Raw genomic sequence first — 14,359 nt, 5'->3', positions numbered from 1 at the left:
CCGGAAACTTCCGGATCCCTGACGCAAAGGGGCGCGAGCCCCGGATTTGCCCGGATGCTCGCGCCCCGTTTTCCGCCCGAAAAGGGAGGGGAAACGCCTTTTCGGCGTCTTTATTTGGCCTTGGCGATGCGATCTTCGATGTGCTGAGCGCGCTTGGCCGAGGACGGGTGCGAGCTCATCATATCGCTCTTGCCGCCATCCAGCTCTGCCAGCTTCTGAAATGCCGTCACCAGACCACGGGTATTGAGCTTCTTGGCCTGCAGCTGGTCGAACGAATAGTCATCCGCGGCGCTTTCCTGCGATTGCGAGAATTGCGCGTTGATGAACTTCTCGGTCAGGTCGCCCAGCTGCGAGGAATTCAGGGCTGCGACCGTCGCACCGCCGGCCGCGCCGGCGGCGTCGCGCGCGGCCGATACGGTGTAGGCCGTCTGCATGGCCTTCTTGCTGTGGCCGAGCGCCACGTGGCCGATTTCGTGGCCGACCACGCCCAGCACTTCGTCGTCGGTCATCATGTCCATCAGGCCGCTATAAACGCGGATGCAGCCGTTGGCCATCGCCCAGGCATTGACGTCCTTGGTGATGTAGACCTTGTAATTGGCCTTTTGGCCATTGACCGTACCGCCCAGCGACTTGGCGATCTTCTGCAGGCGGGCGTCGTACTTGCTGCCCGGCGCGGCGATTTTTTCCTGCGAATCGCTTTGCGCGCAAGCCTTGTCGGACAAGGTCTTGATTTCAGCGTCGCTCAGGGTGGCAGCTTGCACGACCTTGCTGCCGGCGCCCACCAGGCCGCCGATATCGAGGGCATGCGACGCAGAATAAGGGGCAAGCGCAACGGTCAACGCGGCAACGGTGTAGCGGATCTTCATGGGAACAAACTCCTCTTGACTGGCTCTATGCGAGTGAGGCGGCAATTCTATCCATGCCAAAAGCGCTCAAAGCGTTTCGCCACAGAGTTTCGCAAATGGCAGTTTCGCTTACATAAAAGCCCAGCAGACCGCGCGCAGGCGTGCTATTGCGCAGCGTTCCCCAACATGAACGCGCCACAAAAAACTCATGCCAGTCCAGTCCGGGCATTGATAGAATTGCCGCCGCACTTTTCATCGCCCCATTACAAACGGCTCGCACCCAACATGCATAACACCCCCCCTCCCCGCCTAGGCCTGCTGCCCAGCCTGATCTTCAGTTCGCGCTGGCTGCAACTGCCCCTGTACTTGGGCCTGATCGTCGCGCAAGGCGTCTACGTCATGCTCTTCTTGAAAGAGCTGTGGCACCTGGTGACGCACGCCAGCAGCTTTGGCGAAATGGAGATCATGCTGCTGGTGCTGGGCCTGATCGACGTGGTGATGATTTCGAACCTGCTGGTCATGGTGATCGTGGGCGGCTACGAGACCTTCGTGTCCCGCCTGCGTCTGCAGAACCATCCGGACCAGCCTGAATGGCTGAGCCACGTCAACGCCAGCGTGCTCAAGGTCAAACTGGCGATGGCCATCATCGGCATCTCGTCGATCCATTTGCTGCGCACCTTCATCGAAGCCGGCACGATCGGCACGCCCAACGCGCGCTTCACCGAAGCAGGCGTCATGTGGCAGACGATCATCCACGCCTTGTTCATCCTCTCGGCGCTGGGGATCGCGTTGGTGGACAAGCTGTCGACGACCAGCCCGCAAAAGCACTAAAACAAGGCAAAACGCCCCCAAGCCTCGCACGCGCTGCGTGCTTGCTGCCTCCAAGGAAGCACTTTTGCCTTGGGACAGCCCGGCGAAAAAAAAGCCCCCATGCGTTGCGCATGGGGGCTTTTTTATGGGCCGAACACCGGGATCCCGCCCCGGAGCGCTACCCGGAAAACATCAGGCCGCGACCTTGATGTTCTTGGCGCTTGGCCCCTTGGGACCGGTGCCGACCTCGAACGTGACGCGCTGGTTTTCCTGCAGCGACTTATACCCTTCGCTGCGGATTTCGGAGTAATGGGCGAAAAGGTCTTTGCTGCCGTCGTCGGGCATGATGAAGCCATAACCCTTTTCGGCGTTGAACCACTTAACGATGCCGGTTGCCATGGAGTGTCCTTGAACCTAGAAAGTGCGATTGCTCGCGGGGCGCCAGATCATCAAGGATGGGAGAGGAAGCAACCGCAGCACCACTGACGGCGACAAGTTAACGCAGACCGCGTCGCTTGAAAATCTCGCTGAACTCAGTGTATTGGTGAACCCCGAAAAACGTCAAATATGCGAATGGTGGAAGCCGCAAGCCGGCATGCGCAATTGCCGGACACGGCCTACCGTCAACGCATCGCGCCAGAGAATATTTTCACCTTGGCATGAACTGATACATGCCGATACCGCGCGCTTCGCCTGGCCTGGCCGGCCTTATCCGCCCTGCCGGACGCCTTAGCCCGAGAAGCCGCCAGCGTCGAGGAACTCCTGCTCGGCCTGAGTGGTCTGGCGGCCCAACGCCGCGTTGCGGTGCGGGAACCTTCCGAAGCGCTTGATGATGTCGCGGTGCAGAACGGCCCAACGCAGGGAATCCGCGTCCAGGGGCTCCATCAGCGCGACGCCGCGATTCTGCGTCACCAGGCTTTCCGCATGTTCGAACGGGAGATAGAAAAATTGGCGCAGCTGCGGATCAACGGCAAGGTCTTGACCGGAAGCAATCGCGCGTTCGGCGAAGTATTGGGCCAAGGGATCAGTGGCGAACATGTGCGCCGTTCCCCGGAAGGCGTTTCGCGGGAACTGGTCCAGCAGGATCATCAGCGCCAGGGCGCCGTCTGCGTCTTCCAGCCAGTCATCGAGTTCGCGCGCAGCGGCGGCCCAGTGCGCGGCTTCGAAACGCCGGCGGAACTCGGCGTCGAATGCTTCGTTCTTGCTGAACCACTGCTGCGGCCCCGCATCCATCCAGAACGCGACCACGTCTTGCGCCTGCACGGCGAGAGGTTTCGGGGAGGGGGAAGTCATAGCGAGGATCCTGGGGGCATTGAGAAGCGGCAGCGCACATCTGCGGCCAGCACCAGAGGATACCGCGCAAAAACAAAAAAAGCCCCCGAAGGGGCTTTTTTGAAAACTCAGACCTTTACAGGACCTGAATCTTCGTGGCTTGCGGGCCCTTGGGGCCATTGGCCGTCACAAAGCTGACGCGCTGGTTCTCTTCCAGAGACTTGAAGCCAGAACCCTGGATTTCGGAGAAGTGAGCGAACAGATCCTTACCACCCGCTTCCGGGGTGATGAAGCCATAGCCTTTTTCCGAATTGAACCACTTAACGACGCCGGTTTCCATACTGTATTTCCTAGAGATAATGGGCAAATGCCCGGAGGTCACGAATCAATCAAGGAGGGGACAGTAGAACAATAACGCTGAGCCGGAAAAGGCACGGCACTGAACGAAAATCGCAACGCTTGTGATCGTGTGCCGACACTATCGTTATGTTCCCCTCACAAGTCAACATAATCCTAAAAAATACGTGCCAATAATGCAACAAAGAGAAACTGCGTTGAAAATTTGCACGTTTTCATAGGCAAAACTTGTCCCTGCATAGGTGTAAACACCCATACATCATAAAAAAACAATCAAGGCTTATATAAATGCCGTCTAAACCCGTACACCCTTCATACGCCGTTCAGATAGGCACTTTGGTTTGCCGCCAGGCTTACTCGTCGATAGGTAAACCCAACAAATCGAGTGCCGCGCCAAAAGCATCGGAACCCGAGCAAAGGAAAACCGCCACGTCGCCGGGATTCATATTTTCCAGGACTTGGTCGATTTGTTCTTGCGCATTATCAACATTGTCGACATTTGAAGCGTGTATATCCGCCCCAGCCTCGACTTTTTCGATGGGGACGATGTCCGCGATCGCATTGAGATCGGTTACGCCCACCACGACATAGACGCTGATGGACTCGCCATCAATCGTCGTGAGCAGCTCGACGCCGCCCGTCACGTCGGCAAGGTGCCGACTTACTATTTCCATGTTCAATCTTCCTTGATCAGCGGGCGGGGCCCGCTTGGACGCACGCACCGTGCAGGTGCAATCTCACGCCCAGGCGCGACTATAACAGCCTTATGCTAATGCTTCTTGACATTCGGTCCCAGGGACTTCCTGGCGGCGCCGGACGTGGCGGCGACGCTACGGCAACGCACCCCGGCATCGGCCAGGACGCGGATCAGCGGCTTCTGGGCGTCCAGGAAGGCGGCCTTCTCGTCGCCAGCCAGCTTGCAGATGAACATCTGGGCCAGCAGCTGGGTGCGGCGGGCCTTGCGGTTGCCGGCCTCTTCGGCAAGCCATTCGCCGATCCAGGCGGCGGCCGCTTCGGCGTCGCCCTGTTGCTTGACGTGGCCCAGCAAGTCGTAGACCGTCACGCCGGCGATGCGGTCGTCTTCGCCGCGCGAAAGAAAGAGCTTGGCAGCCTGGCCCGAGTAGCCGGGGATCAGCGCGAGGCAATCGCGTTCAGCGGGTTTCTTCATAGCGTTCTGTGTGTTTCGTTGTCGAGAACCCTGGACTGTAACCCGGCCTTGCGCCCTGTCGCATCGGCGCCACGGAACTCTGCTATTGTCGGCTTACCCATTTTCTACACGGTGAACATCATGCAACGCGATTTCGATCTGGTCGTCACGATTCTGGGCGCCCTGCGCGACGCGCCTGGCCCCAACCTGAGCACGCACGACATCAAGAACGCCGCCCTGGCCCCGCACCCCGAAGAGCAAGGCCTGCAGACCATTGCGCATCATCTGGACCTGTTGTCGGACGCCGGCCTGGTCAAGCAGGTCAGCGAGACGGCCGCCAGCGCCGCCGCGACGCGCTGGCGCATCACGTGGAAGGGCTACGATGCCCTGGAGCAGGACGAGGACGACGAAGAAGACGCCGAAGACTTCGACGCCGAAGAATAAGGCGATAGCGCCTGGCGCTCAGCGGCGCTGCAAGATGCGCCGCGTGAGCAGCGATGCGGCGGTGCCGATCACCAGGCTGAACATGAAGGCGGCGATCGACAGCATTGCCGACAGGTCGCTGAAGCCGCCATGGCGCGACAGCAGGAAAACCGCCACGAAGACCGCGACGGCCAACGCGACCACCCCGATCAGCACGTGTTTGACCGAGCGCAGGCGGCCACACAGCGAGCCGCCGATCAGCGCGGCCGCCACCATCGCGGCCATGGACCAGAACAAATATTCGTACTGCATGCGAACGTTCTCCCCCGAAGGCATGAAGGCGTCCGCATTATAGGCGCGGGATCAGCCCTGGGCGGCGACCGCCACCACGCTGATCTCGACCAGCGCGCCGTAGTGCAGTTCACGCGTGGGCACGATGGCCCGCGCGGGGCGGTGGGCACCGAATACCCGTTCGTAGACCCGGTTCACCTCATCCCACAGCGCGACGTCCGGGATATACACCGTGACGCTGGCGACCGTGGCCAGCGACGCGCCAGCGGCCGCCAGGATGGCCTTCACGCTCCGTAAGGCCTCTTCGGTCTGGGCGGAGGCCCCCACAGCCAGCTGCGGCTTGGCGCCGGCCTGCGCGGGCGCCAGAAAGCCCAGTTGGCCGGATACGAAGACAAAACCGTTTGCCCGCACCGCCTGCGAGTAATGTCCGGCGGGCGGCGTGGCGTCCGGGGTGTTGATCAATTCCATGGTCGATTCCTGTGGATGTGGGGAAGACGGCAGAGGCCTACCAGCCGCGGAAGCGTTCCCAGCGGGCCACCACGCCAGGCTCGCCCAGACGCACGACTTGATAGGCGTCGTGCTGCGCGCACGTGGCGCACGCGTGGTTCGGCATGATGCGCAGCTTCGTCCCCAGGGGCAGATCGGGCAGCCGGGCGTCGCTTCCGGCGCGCAGCGTGATAATGCCCTGCTCCTGGTTGGTTTCGGCCAACAACAGATCGGGATAGACCTCGCCGTCGATGTCGCAAACCAGGCCGTAAAGCTGATCCACCGGTTGCTTGGCAGTACCCCGGTCGCGCGACATGGCCATCCAACCCGCATCGACGAGGATCCAGCCCTTGTCGGCCTGATGGCCGATCACGGTCGTCAGCACGGTGGCCGCGATATCGTCGACCGTGCACACGCCCAACCCCGCCATCACCAGGTCGAAGAACACGTAGACGCCTGCGCGCACTTCCGTCACGCCGTCGAGGTGGCGGGCAAAGTGCGCGGTGGGGGTGGAACCGACGCTGACGACCGGGCACGGCAGCCCCGCCTGACGGATCGCTTCAGCGCAGCTGACTGCGGCCCAGCGCTCTTGTTCGGCCATGTCGGCAATCGCCTCGGCGCTGCGGCAGCCATAGGACTCGCCGGCATGGGTCATGACGCCTCGCAGGCAGCCCGCGGCATGCAGCACGCGCGCGATGGACAGCAGATGCCCGTGGTCGCCCGGCTGCACGCCGGCGCGGTGCCCGTCGCAATCGATCTCGATCAGCGTAGGCACGGGGCCGCCCGTGGCCGTGGCGCGGGCGGCGACGGCCTGGGCGGCCTCGACGCTATCCACCACCACGGTCAGGTCCACGCCTTTCTCACGCAGGGCCAGTACGCGGTCGAGCTTCGAGGGCGACACGCCGACGGCATAGAGCAGATCGGTGACGCCGGCCGCGGCGAATTGCTCGGCCTCTTGCAGTGTGGAAACGGCAGCCGGCCCCTGGGGGCTGGCCATCACGCGCCGTGCCACGTCGATCGATTTAGGCGTCTTAAGATGCGGCCGCAATTGCACCCCGTGGCCGGCCATCAGCGCATTCAGGCGCTGGATATTGCGCATCATGCGGGTTTCGTCCAGAAGCAAGCAAGGGGTGTCCAGGGAATCCAGGGACGTCGGCGGACGGAGGATAGTCATCGGGGTGGGTCTCGGCAGGTCGGATCGGATGGACGCCAGGCAGGCCTGGGTCAGGTAGCAGGCAGTATGGCGCGCCGCGGTCCATGCGTGTTTAATACAGGCTTAATTTTCAATTAATGTGAATCTGAATGATCACCACTGACGACCTGCGTTTTTTCATGAGCCTGGCGGCCACGCCATCGCTGGCGCAGGCCGCGCGCGCCCTGGACGTGACGCCCCCTGCCGTCACGCAGCGGCTGAACGCGCTGGAAAAGCGCCTGGGCGTCAGGCTGGTCAACCGGTCCGGACGCGGCACCGCGCTGACCGACGAGGGCCGGCTGCTGGCCTTGCGGGCCGGGCAGATCTGCGGCGAATTGGGCGATCTGGCCGATGAACTGGCAGGTCGGCGCGGCGTCGTGGCCGGCCATCTGCGCGTGGTGGCGCCCCTGGGTTTCGGCCAGCGTTACGTGGCCGGGCTGGTGGCCGGTTTCCGGAAAAGCAGCGGGGACATCACCGCCAGCCTGACCCTGTCCGACGGTCCGCCGCGACTGGCCACCGATAACTGGGATGTGATGGTGCATATCGGCGAACTGCGCGATTCCACGCTGGTTGCTTACCCGCTGGCGCCCAACCGCCGCGTCCTGTGCGCGTCGCCCGCCTATCTGGCGCGGCACGGCGCACCCGCCAAGCCTGAAGACCTGCGCGAGCATGACTGCATCGCCTTGCGCGAAAACGACGAGGACGTGACCTTGTGGCGCTTCAAGCGCGGCCGCGGGCCGGCGGTCGGCGTACGGATCGCCCCCGTGCTGTCCAGCAATACTGGGGCGGCCGCTGTGGCGTGGGCGCTGGCCGGGCACGGCATCATCGCGCGGTCGGAATGGGATGTGGCCGAACACGTGAAAGCCCGGTCGCTGGTGCCGCTGCTGGCCGGGTGGAACCTGCCCGACGCCAATGTCGTGGCGCTGGTGAAATCGCGCCAGGATTTGTCCGCTCGCACCTCGGGGTTCCTGGCCCATCTGCGCGCGGCGTTCGCCACCACGCCCTGGCGCGAAAAGGGCTGAATCGCCCTGCTCAGTCCAGCATCGCTTCCGCTTCGATCTCGACCAGCCACTCGGGCAGGGACAGCCCGCTGACGATGACCCACGACGAGGGCGGAGGGTCCACCGGAAAGCGGTCGCGCAAGGCTTGCGCGATCACTTCCTGGTCTTCACGGGCCGTCTCGCAGATGTAGATGCGCAGCATGATCACCTGCGCCAGCGTGCCGCCCGCCGCGGCCAGCACGCGCTGGACATTGTCCAGCGCGGCCTCGGTCTGCTCTTGCAAGCCCGGCCCGACCGTGCGTTCGTCGATATCGACGCCGACCTGACCCGACAGCAACATCCTGCGCTGCCCGGTCACGATGACGGCCTGGCTGAATCCGTATTGGACGGAGTTGAAAACAGTGTCGGGATTGACGACGGTTCTAGACATGAGGTGCTCCTGTGGACGGCGCGCCCCGCAGCGCGCCGGAACCGCCATTCTATCGACCTGCGCGATCAGGACGCGACGCGTCCCGCCGCGCCGGCCCGCGCGCCCGCCAAGGCCACCAGCAGCACGATCGCGCCTGCAGCGACCGCCGTCCAGAATCCCGCCCGCACACCGTAATGGTCGACCACCCAGCCCGCCATCGCCGCGCCCGCGGCCACGCCCGCGCCCAGCCCCGTCACCAGCCACGTCAGCCCTTCGGTCAGGCGCTGGCCGGGCACGCTGCTTTCGACCAGCGCCATGGCGATGATCATGGTGGGCGCAAACGACAACCCGGCCAGCAGCACGCCCAGCGAGAGCGTGACCAGGTCATTCACCAGCAACAGCGGCAAGGTCGTGAAGGCTGTGACCGCCGCGGCGATGGACAGCATCCGGGCAAGCGGCATCTGGAATTTCAGCACGCCGAAAAGCAGCCCCGCCACACACGAGCCCAAGGCATAGGCAGACAGGATCAGGCTGGCGCCGGCCGGCACGCCTTGCGCGCGGGCGAACGCAACGCTGAGCACATCGATCGTGCCGACGATCACGCCCATGGCCGACATCATGGCCACCAGCGACCGCATGGGGGGCATGCGCAGGACCGAGGCCTCGCGCCCTGCCGGCCTGATTTGCACGGCGGGCGCCGTGGCCCGCTGCAGGACGAATGCCGTCACGCCCACAGCCAGCAGCAACGCCGCGACCAACGGGGCCGCCTGGGGAAACAGCGCCACGCTCAGGCCCACTGCAATCGGCGGCCCTACGATGAAGCTGAGTTCGTCGGCGACGGATTCCAACGCGTAAGCCGTGCGCAGCTGGGGTTGGTCGCGATAGATTTCCGTCCACCGCGCACGGATCATGGCGGGCATGCTGGGCAAAGCGCCTGCCAACGCGGCGAAGACGAACAGCGCCCAATCCGGCGCGTTCCATTGCACGCACGCCGCCAGGCCGATCAGCGCCAGCACGCATATGCCCGCCGCCACCGGCAGCACCCGCTCCTGTCCATGCTGGTCGACCAGGCGAGAAATGCGCGGCGCGAGCAAGGCCGTGGCCAGCGCGAACGTCGCGGCAACGGCGCCCGCCAGCCCGTACGCGCCGCGCACTTCGGACAGCATCGTGATGATGCCGATGCCGATCATCGGCAAGGGCAGGCGCGCGATCGCGCCAGCCAACACGAAACCCGTGGCGCCAGGCGCCTTGAACAACTCACGATACGGATTGGACACCGACAACCTTTTGAACCTGGTAGACGGCGAGATCGTATTCACATACATTGCGTATGTCAATTAACATACGCGCCGTATGTCACTGGAGAACCGCATGTCGCGTTCGCGCGCCGAGATGATCGAAGCCACCCGGGCCAAATTGCTGGCGACTGCCCGCCAAGCCTTTCAACGCGCGGGATACGCCGCCACGTCCATGGACGACCTGACCGCTTCCGCGGGGCTGACGCGAGGGGCTTTGTATCACCATTTTGGTGACAAGAAAGGCTTGTTGGCGGCCGTCGTCGAACAAATCGACGATGAGGTCGATCAGCGCCTGAATGCCGTTTCGGCGCAAGCCGCCGCACCCTGGGACGCGTTCCGTGGACGCTGCCAGGCCTACTTGCGCATGGCGACCGAGCCCGAGATCCGCCGCATCGTGCTGCAGGACGCGCGGGCGGTGCTGGGTCCGACGTCCGACGCCGCGCAACAACAATGCGTCGCGTCACTTGCCGGGCTGCTGCAGGACCTGATGACGGCGCGCATCGTCGACAACGCCGACCCGCAGGCCCTTGCGCGGCTGGTCAACGGCAGCCTGACCGACAGCGCATTCTGGATCGCCGACGCCCCCGATGACGCGCCCCGCCTCGAGCATGCCTTGCAGGCATTGGATCTGTTGCTGCGCGGCCTGTTGCGACGATAAGACCCCGCTGATCGCAGGCCTTCAGTTGCGCATGTTGGGCCGCGCACGTATTATCCAAGCATAATCTTGCTTAAATAATGATGGAGACCGTTGTGGCCGTCAGTACAACCCCTGATTCGAGCGCTTCCTGGGCCGACCTGCTGCATGGCGCCAACGCCCTGCGCTCGATCGCCCTGGCAGGCGGCGTGGCGCTGCATGCCATCAACGTCTATATCGTCACCACCATCCTGCCCAGCGTCATCCAGGATATCGGCGGCCTGGAATACTACGCCTGGAACACGACGCTGTTCGTCGTGACCTCCATCATCGGGTCGGCCTTGTCGGCCAAACTGATCGAAACCGTCGGACCGCGCGCCGCCTACCTGCTGGCCGTGGCCATTTTCACCACCGGCGCGGTCGCCTGTGCGCTGGCGCCGACCATGCCCGTGCTGCTGGCCGGCCGCAGCATCCAGGGCCTGGGCGGCGGCATTCTCTTTGCCTTGAGCTACGCGCTGATCCGCTTAGTGTTCGACGCGCCCCTCTGGTCGCGCGCGATGGCGCTGGTCTCGGGCATGTGGGGCGTGGCCACGTTGTGCGGACCGGCGATCGGCGGCGTCTTCGCCCAGACCGGCCACTGGCGGCTGGCGTTCTGGGCACTGCTGCCCGTTGCCGCGGCGCTGGCCTTGATCGTGGCGATCAAGGTCGGCGGCCGGTCTTCGGTGCCCCCTGCCCCGCCTTCGTCTTTGCCCGTGGGCACACTCGCGCTGCTGGTGGCCTCGGTGCTGGCCGTCACGCTTGCCAGCCTGTCGACGGATCTGGGCTGGAATCTGGCCGGCATCGCCGGGGGGCTGGCCCTTGCAACGCTGATCGCCCGGGTGGACTCGCGCGCCAAGCGGCGCCTGCTGCCGACAGGCGCCTATTCCTTGCGCGCACCGCTGGGCGCGCTGTATGCCGTGATGTGCCTGGTGGTCGCCGCCATCACGACCGAGATCTTCGTGCCGTATTTCCTTCAAGTCATCCACGGCCTTTCGCCGCTGACTGCAGGCTATATGACGGCGGCGATGGCGGCGGGCTGGACGCTTGCCGCCATGCCCAGTTCCACGCGCACGGGCACCGCCGCCGATCGCCTGGTGCGCACCAGCCCCGTCGTGATTCTGGCGTCGTTGATCGCTCTGGCCCTCATGACACCGCAGACGGGGATGCTGTCGTCCCTGGGGGGACTGGCGGCCTACATCGTGGCGCTGGCGGGCGTGGGTTTCGGCATCGGGCTGGCGTGGCCCCATCTGCTGACCCGGATATTCAACGCCGCGCCCAAAGGCGAAGAAACGTTGACATCGTCCTCGATCACCACCGTGCAGCTCTACGCGTCGGCGGTGACCGCGGCGTTGGCGGGCGTCGTCACCAATAGCGCGGGCTTGGCGGATCCTGGCGGCGTCGAGGGCGCGCAGCACGCGGCCCGGTGGCTGTTCGCCGCCTTCGCCGTCGCGCCCGCGTTGGCGGTGCTGCTGCTTGCCCGGGTCACGCGCAGCGCGGACGGCAAGCCCTGAAGCTACCGGGTATCGGCGAATCTTGGAACATAAGGACTGAAATCCACCAAACGCGGTATGGAACGCCGCACGGGTCTTTGCTACGCTGACGGCACCTGAACAGGGTGACGTCCATGAGCAACAAGATCCGACTGCTTTGCGTTCAACCATCCTCGCTTTCGGCGCGCTTCGCCTTCGTGGCGATCGCCTTGCGATGGTCGATGGGGGCCACGCCACGGCCCACGCGCCTGATGATTGGGCCGCACGAACTGGAGCCGGTCGGCACGGAATCCGCGTTCTGGCAATTTGCGCTGCGCCATGCCCTGCTGGGCCAGTCGTTTCTGGTCACCCGCGGCAGCCACTGGGACGTGGCCGCCTCCGTGGAGGGCGACGAAATCCGGGCATTCGGCCGCAAATTCAACCTTAGCCAATGCTTGTATTGAGGCCTCGCTACACACCGAATTCGCGCTTGCGGTGGAAGGCGGCCAACTCCTCGGCCGTCCAGCGCTGCCTCGCTTCTTCCTGACAGCACGTGCGAAAAACCAGCGCGCCGACTTCCAGGAAACGCCTGACATCCGCGTCCGACAGTTTGGCCTGCACCTGCAGCAGGCAGTCCGCGTAGGCCGAGAGTATGCCGTCCCAGCCGTCGAGCTTGCCCGGCGCAACGGGCTGCGAGATCATGCGCACCATCATTTCACTGTGGTCCATACGATTGTCCCCCTCGGATACCACGCCGGCGCCCAACATCCGGCGGCCGGTCGCGCAATGCTTGCAGCAAGTGCCGTACCCGAGCCCGCGGCGCCATGCCCGCCCGACCGTGGCCGCCGCCGCGGTAAAGGCGCCGCCTTAAATGAAAAAAATACCGCCGGCAAACCCCTACCGGCGAGCCGGCGCGTCCGGCGCCCTTCCCTTAAGCAACGCCTCCGGATTCGTCTGGAGGTAATCCGATAGTTCCCGCAACGATCTGGCCGCCCTGGCCAGTTCGCGCAAGGCGGTATCGGTGTTCTGGGGCAGCACGGAATCCGGCGCCAGCAGCCCGCCAACCGCCGCCAGCGACCGGTTGGCTTGCCGCAGCAAGGCCTGTGCCTCGGGTGCCAACTGCGTGTCCATCCGCCTGACCAGGCTCGATGCCGCGCGCAACGCCCCGCTAAGCTCGGTTCCGATCGCGTCGAACGGCACGCGGTCGAGCTTGGTGAGGATGCTGTTGATCTGCTGCTGCAACTGATCCAGGTTATTCGGCGCGGTCGGGATGAAAGGTTCGTCTTCCATCTTGAACTCCACGGGCTTGGAGTTCGGGAGTTCGACCATCGCCACATACAACTGGCCTGTCAGCAAGTTGCCGATACGCAACTGCGCGCGCGTGCCGCGCTTGACCATCGCCGCCAACACTTTCCCGCTGGGATGCTCCAGGTCGCCTCCGGCGTAATCCTGGATCTCGCTTAACGTCTGCCCGCCCAGACGCTCGGGATAGAGCGTGGCGGAGACCACCGCGTAGAACTGCCGGGCGCTCCTGTCGAAATCCAGGTTGATCGCTTCGACCTGGCCGATCGTCACGCCGTAGGCATCGATGGGTGCGCCGACCGCCAGGCCACGCACCGACTGGTCAAAGCGCATACGGATGCGTAGCGGCACGCCATCGGGTTGCGCACGGGCCGCCTCCTCGTTGGGATAGATGACAAACGACGCGTCCCCCGCCGCTGCCTGATGGCTGTGTTGTTCCTGCGTGTCGAACGCCACTCCGCCGACAATTACGGACAGCAGGGATTGCGACCGCATCCGCAGGCCGCGCGCATCGACGCTGAAGTCCACGCCGCTGGCGTTCCAGAAGCGCGTGCCCGCGTTGACATAGGCATCGTTGGGGGCATCGACGAACACCTGCACATCGACGCCTTGTCCGCCCTTGGACAACCGGTACCCCACCACCTGCCCCACCGCGATGCGGCGGTAGTAGACGGGCGACCCGATGTCCAGCGATCCGAGGTCCTGTGCATGCAGCGTGAAGCGCTTGCCCGCGCGGTCCTGAGACACCTCGGGTGGCACTTCCAACCCGGTGAATTCGTACTGGCTCTTCGGCCGCGGCGCGTCCTTGCCGCGGTGTCCCGACGGGTCCAGGCCAATATAGGAACCGGACAGCAATGTGCTCAAGCCGGACACCCCGCTTAGCGTCAGGCGCGGCCTGACGACCCAGAACACCGTGCCCTCCTGCAGCAGGCCGATGGCGTCCTTTTCGAGGCGGACCGTCACGTCCACCCCCGAACGATCCGGATTCAGGGCCAGGCGCTCCACAAGGCCGACGGCGAGTTCCTTGTAGCGCACCTGCGTCTTGCCGGCCTCCAGCCCCTCGGCGGTCTGGAAATGGATGATGGCCGTGGGTCCCGCGTTCAGCCAGACCTGCACCACCAGCAGCAGTCCGCCCAGCGCCGCGACGATGGGCACGAGCCAGATCCAGGAGAGTCGCCGCCGCCCGCGCGGCACGGGCGATGGCGGTTGACCAGCGGCAGAACCAGACTCAGCCATAGAGGACATCCCCTTTGTGAACACGTCCGGACGCGAGGGCGGATTCCTCCGCTAGAGTCGCGCCGTGCTCCACCCAACGCAAGAGGGGGGATTCCCGGTGACTGCGCCCCGGCAGCGTGAGCACCCCCTCGCATTAGCGGGTAGCATG

At 64.4% G+C, this 14,359-nt stretch carries 19 protein-coding genes; 6 read left to right on the top strand and 13 right to left on the bottom strand.

The genetic code is table 11. The annotated features are described in order from the left end of the window. Positions 1–110 precede the first annotated feature (110 nt). A complete protein-coding gene (locus tag HG262_RS00255; protein WP_006225309.1) occupies positions 111–866 on the bottom strand; it encodes a M48 family metalloprotease in 756 nt (251 codons plus the stop codon). Positions 867–1,130: 264 nt separating this feature from the next. On the opposite strand from HG262_RS00255, the gene HG262_RS00250 reads away from it, so the two are divergent. Continuing rightward, positions 1,131–1,676: a TIGR00645 family protein gene (locus HG262_RS00250; RefSeq protein ID WP_169269118.1), complete on the top strand. Its 546-nt coding sequence runs from the start codon at positions 1,131–1,133 to the stop codon at positions 1,674–1,676. Positions 1,677–1,847: 171 nt separating this feature from the next. Here the strand turns inward: HG262_RS00250 and HG262_RS00245 are convergent, their stop codons facing one another. The 5 genes from HG262_RS00245 to HG262_RS00225 all read right to left on the bottom strand — a co-directional run bounded on the left by HG262_RS00245 (position 1,848) and on the right by HG262_RS00225 (position 4,452). After that, positions 1,848–2,054, bottom strand: a complete 207-nt coding sequence (locus tag HG262_RS00245) for a cold-shock protein (RefSeq protein WP_006225311.1) — start codon at positions 2,052–2,054, stop codon at positions 1,848–1,850. A gap of 330 nt (positions 2,055–2,384) precedes the next feature. Next, entirely contained in the window at positions 2,385–2,948 is a 564-nt protein-coding gene (locus HG262_RS00240; protein WP_169269117.1) for a DUF924 family protein, read from the bottom strand. Between the two features lie 115 nt (positions 2,949–3,063). Next, complete coding sequence (locus HG262_RS00235; protein WP_006220190.1) at positions 3,064–3,267, bottom strand: cold-shock protein; 204 nt, start codon at positions 3,265–3,267, stop codon at positions 3,064–3,066. A gap of 370 nt (positions 3,268–3,637) precedes the next feature. Further along, complete coding sequence (locus HG262_RS00230; RefSeq protein WP_006225315.1) at positions 3,638–3,958, bottom strand: hypothetical protein; 321 nt, start codon at positions 3,956–3,958, stop codon at positions 3,638–3,640. 95 nt (positions 3,959–4,053) lie between these two features. Continuing rightward, positions 4,054–4,452: a hypothetical protein gene (locus HG262_RS00225; protein WP_169269116.1), complete on the bottom strand. Its 399-nt coding sequence runs from the start codon at positions 4,450–4,452 to the stop codon at positions 4,054–4,056. A gap of 120 nt (positions 4,453–4,572) precedes the next feature. Between HG262_RS00225 and HG262_RS00220 the strand changes: the two genes are divergently transcribed. Continuing rightward, positions 4,573–4,875: a DUF2513 domain-containing protein gene (locus tag HG262_RS00220; protein ID WP_006225318.1), complete on the top strand. Its 303-nt coding sequence runs from the start codon at positions 4,573–4,575 to the stop codon at positions 4,873–4,875. A gap of 18 nt (positions 4,876–4,893) precedes the next feature. Here the strand turns inward: HG262_RS00220 and HG262_RS00215 are convergent, their stop codons facing one another. From HG262_RS00215 to HG262_RS00205, 3 genes are read right to left on the bottom strand one after another with little or no spacing between them, the layout of a single operon-like run. Continuing rightward, positions 4,894–5,166: a hypothetical protein gene (locus HG262_RS00215; protein ID WP_169269115.1), complete on the bottom strand. Its 273-nt coding sequence runs from the start codon at positions 5,164–5,166 to the stop codon at positions 4,894–4,896. Between the two features lie 51 nt (positions 5,167–5,217). Next, on the bottom strand, positions 5,218–5,613 hold the full coding sequence (locus HG262_RS00210) for a Rid family hydrolase (RefSeq protein WP_169269114.1): 396 nt from the start codon (positions 5,611–5,613) through the stop codon (positions 5,218–5,220). Positions 5,614–5,650: 37 nt separating this feature from the next. Next, positions 5,651–6,805 carry a DSD1 family PLP-dependent enzyme gene (locus HG262_RS00205; protein WP_169269113.1) on the bottom strand — a complete coding sequence of 385 codons (1,155 nt, stop codon included), beginning with the start codon at positions 6,803–6,805 and terminating at the stop codon, positions 5,651–5,653. A 128-nt stretch (positions 6,806–6,933) separates the two neighbouring features. On the opposite strand from HG262_RS00205, the gene HG262_RS00200 reads away from it, so the two are divergent. Beyond that, positions 6,934–7,845, top strand: a complete 912-nt coding sequence (locus HG262_RS00200; RefSeq protein WP_169269112.1) for a LysR family transcriptional regulator — start codon at positions 6,934–6,936, stop codon at positions 7,843–7,845. A gap of 10 nt (positions 7,846–7,855) precedes the next feature. Here HG262_RS00200 and HG262_RS00195 read toward each other — a convergent pair whose 3' ends face one another. Together HG262_RS00195 and HG262_RS00190 are read right to left on the bottom strand one after the other, a co-directional pair. Next, positions 7,856–8,254: a RidA family protein gene (locus tag HG262_RS00195; protein ID WP_169269111.1), complete on the bottom strand. Its 399-nt coding sequence runs from the start codon at positions 8,252–8,254 to the stop codon at positions 7,856–7,858. A gap of 65 nt (positions 8,255–8,319) precedes the next feature. Then, positions 8,320–9,510: an MFS transporter gene (locus HG262_RS00190; RefSeq protein ID WP_169269110.1), complete on the bottom strand. Its 1,191-nt coding sequence runs from the start codon at positions 9,508–9,510 to the stop codon at positions 8,320–8,322. Positions 9,511–9,604: 94 nt separating this feature from the next. Here HG262_RS00190 and HG262_RS00185 point away from each other — a divergent pair, with 94 nt between their 5' ends. From HG262_RS00185 to HG262_RS00175, 3 genes are all read left to right on the top strand, one after another. Beyond that, entirely contained in the window at positions 9,605–10,189 is a 585-nt protein-coding gene (locus HG262_RS00185; protein ID WP_169269109.1) for a TetR/AcrR family transcriptional regulator, read from the top strand. A gap of 92 nt (positions 10,190–10,281) precedes the next feature. Further along, a complete protein-coding gene (locus HG262_RS00180) occupies positions 10,282–11,715 on the top strand; it encodes an MFS transporter (RefSeq protein ID WP_348984349.1) in 1,434 nt (477 codons plus the stop codon). Between the two features lie 113 nt (positions 11,716–11,828). After that, complete coding sequence (locus HG262_RS00175) at positions 11,829–12,137, top strand: hypothetical protein (protein ID WP_169269108.1); 309 nt, start codon at positions 11,829–11,831, stop codon at positions 12,135–12,137. A 7-nt stretch (positions 12,138–12,144) separates the two neighbouring features. Here HG262_RS00175 and HG262_RS00170 read toward each other — a convergent pair whose 3' ends face one another. Together HG262_RS00170 and HG262_RS00165 are read right to left on the bottom strand one after the other, a co-directional pair. Next, the gene (locus tag HG262_RS00170) at positions 12,145–12,402 is read right to left on the bottom strand and encodes a hypothetical protein (RefSeq protein ID WP_169269107.1); all 258 of its coding nucleotides are present in this window, start codon (positions 12,400–12,402) and stop codon (positions 12,145–12,147) included. 168 nt (positions 12,403–12,570) lie between these two features. Continuing rightward, the gene (locus tag HG262_RS00165; protein ID WP_348984348.1) at positions 12,571–14,130 is read right to left on the bottom strand and encodes an MlaD family protein; all 1,560 of its coding nucleotides are present in this window, start codon (positions 14,128–14,130) and stop codon (positions 12,571–12,573) included. Between the last annotated feature and the right edge of the window lie 229 nt (positions 14,131–14,359).

The sequence above is a fragment of the Achromobacter sp. Bel genome (genome assembly GCF_012928505.1).
Taxonomy (GTDB): domain Bacteria; phylum Pseudomonadota; class Gammaproteobacteria; order Burkholderiales; family Burkholderiaceae_B; genus Achromobacter.
Note: the sequence above shows the minus strand (reverse complement) of the source record. Positions and strands in the feature narration are given on the sequence as shown.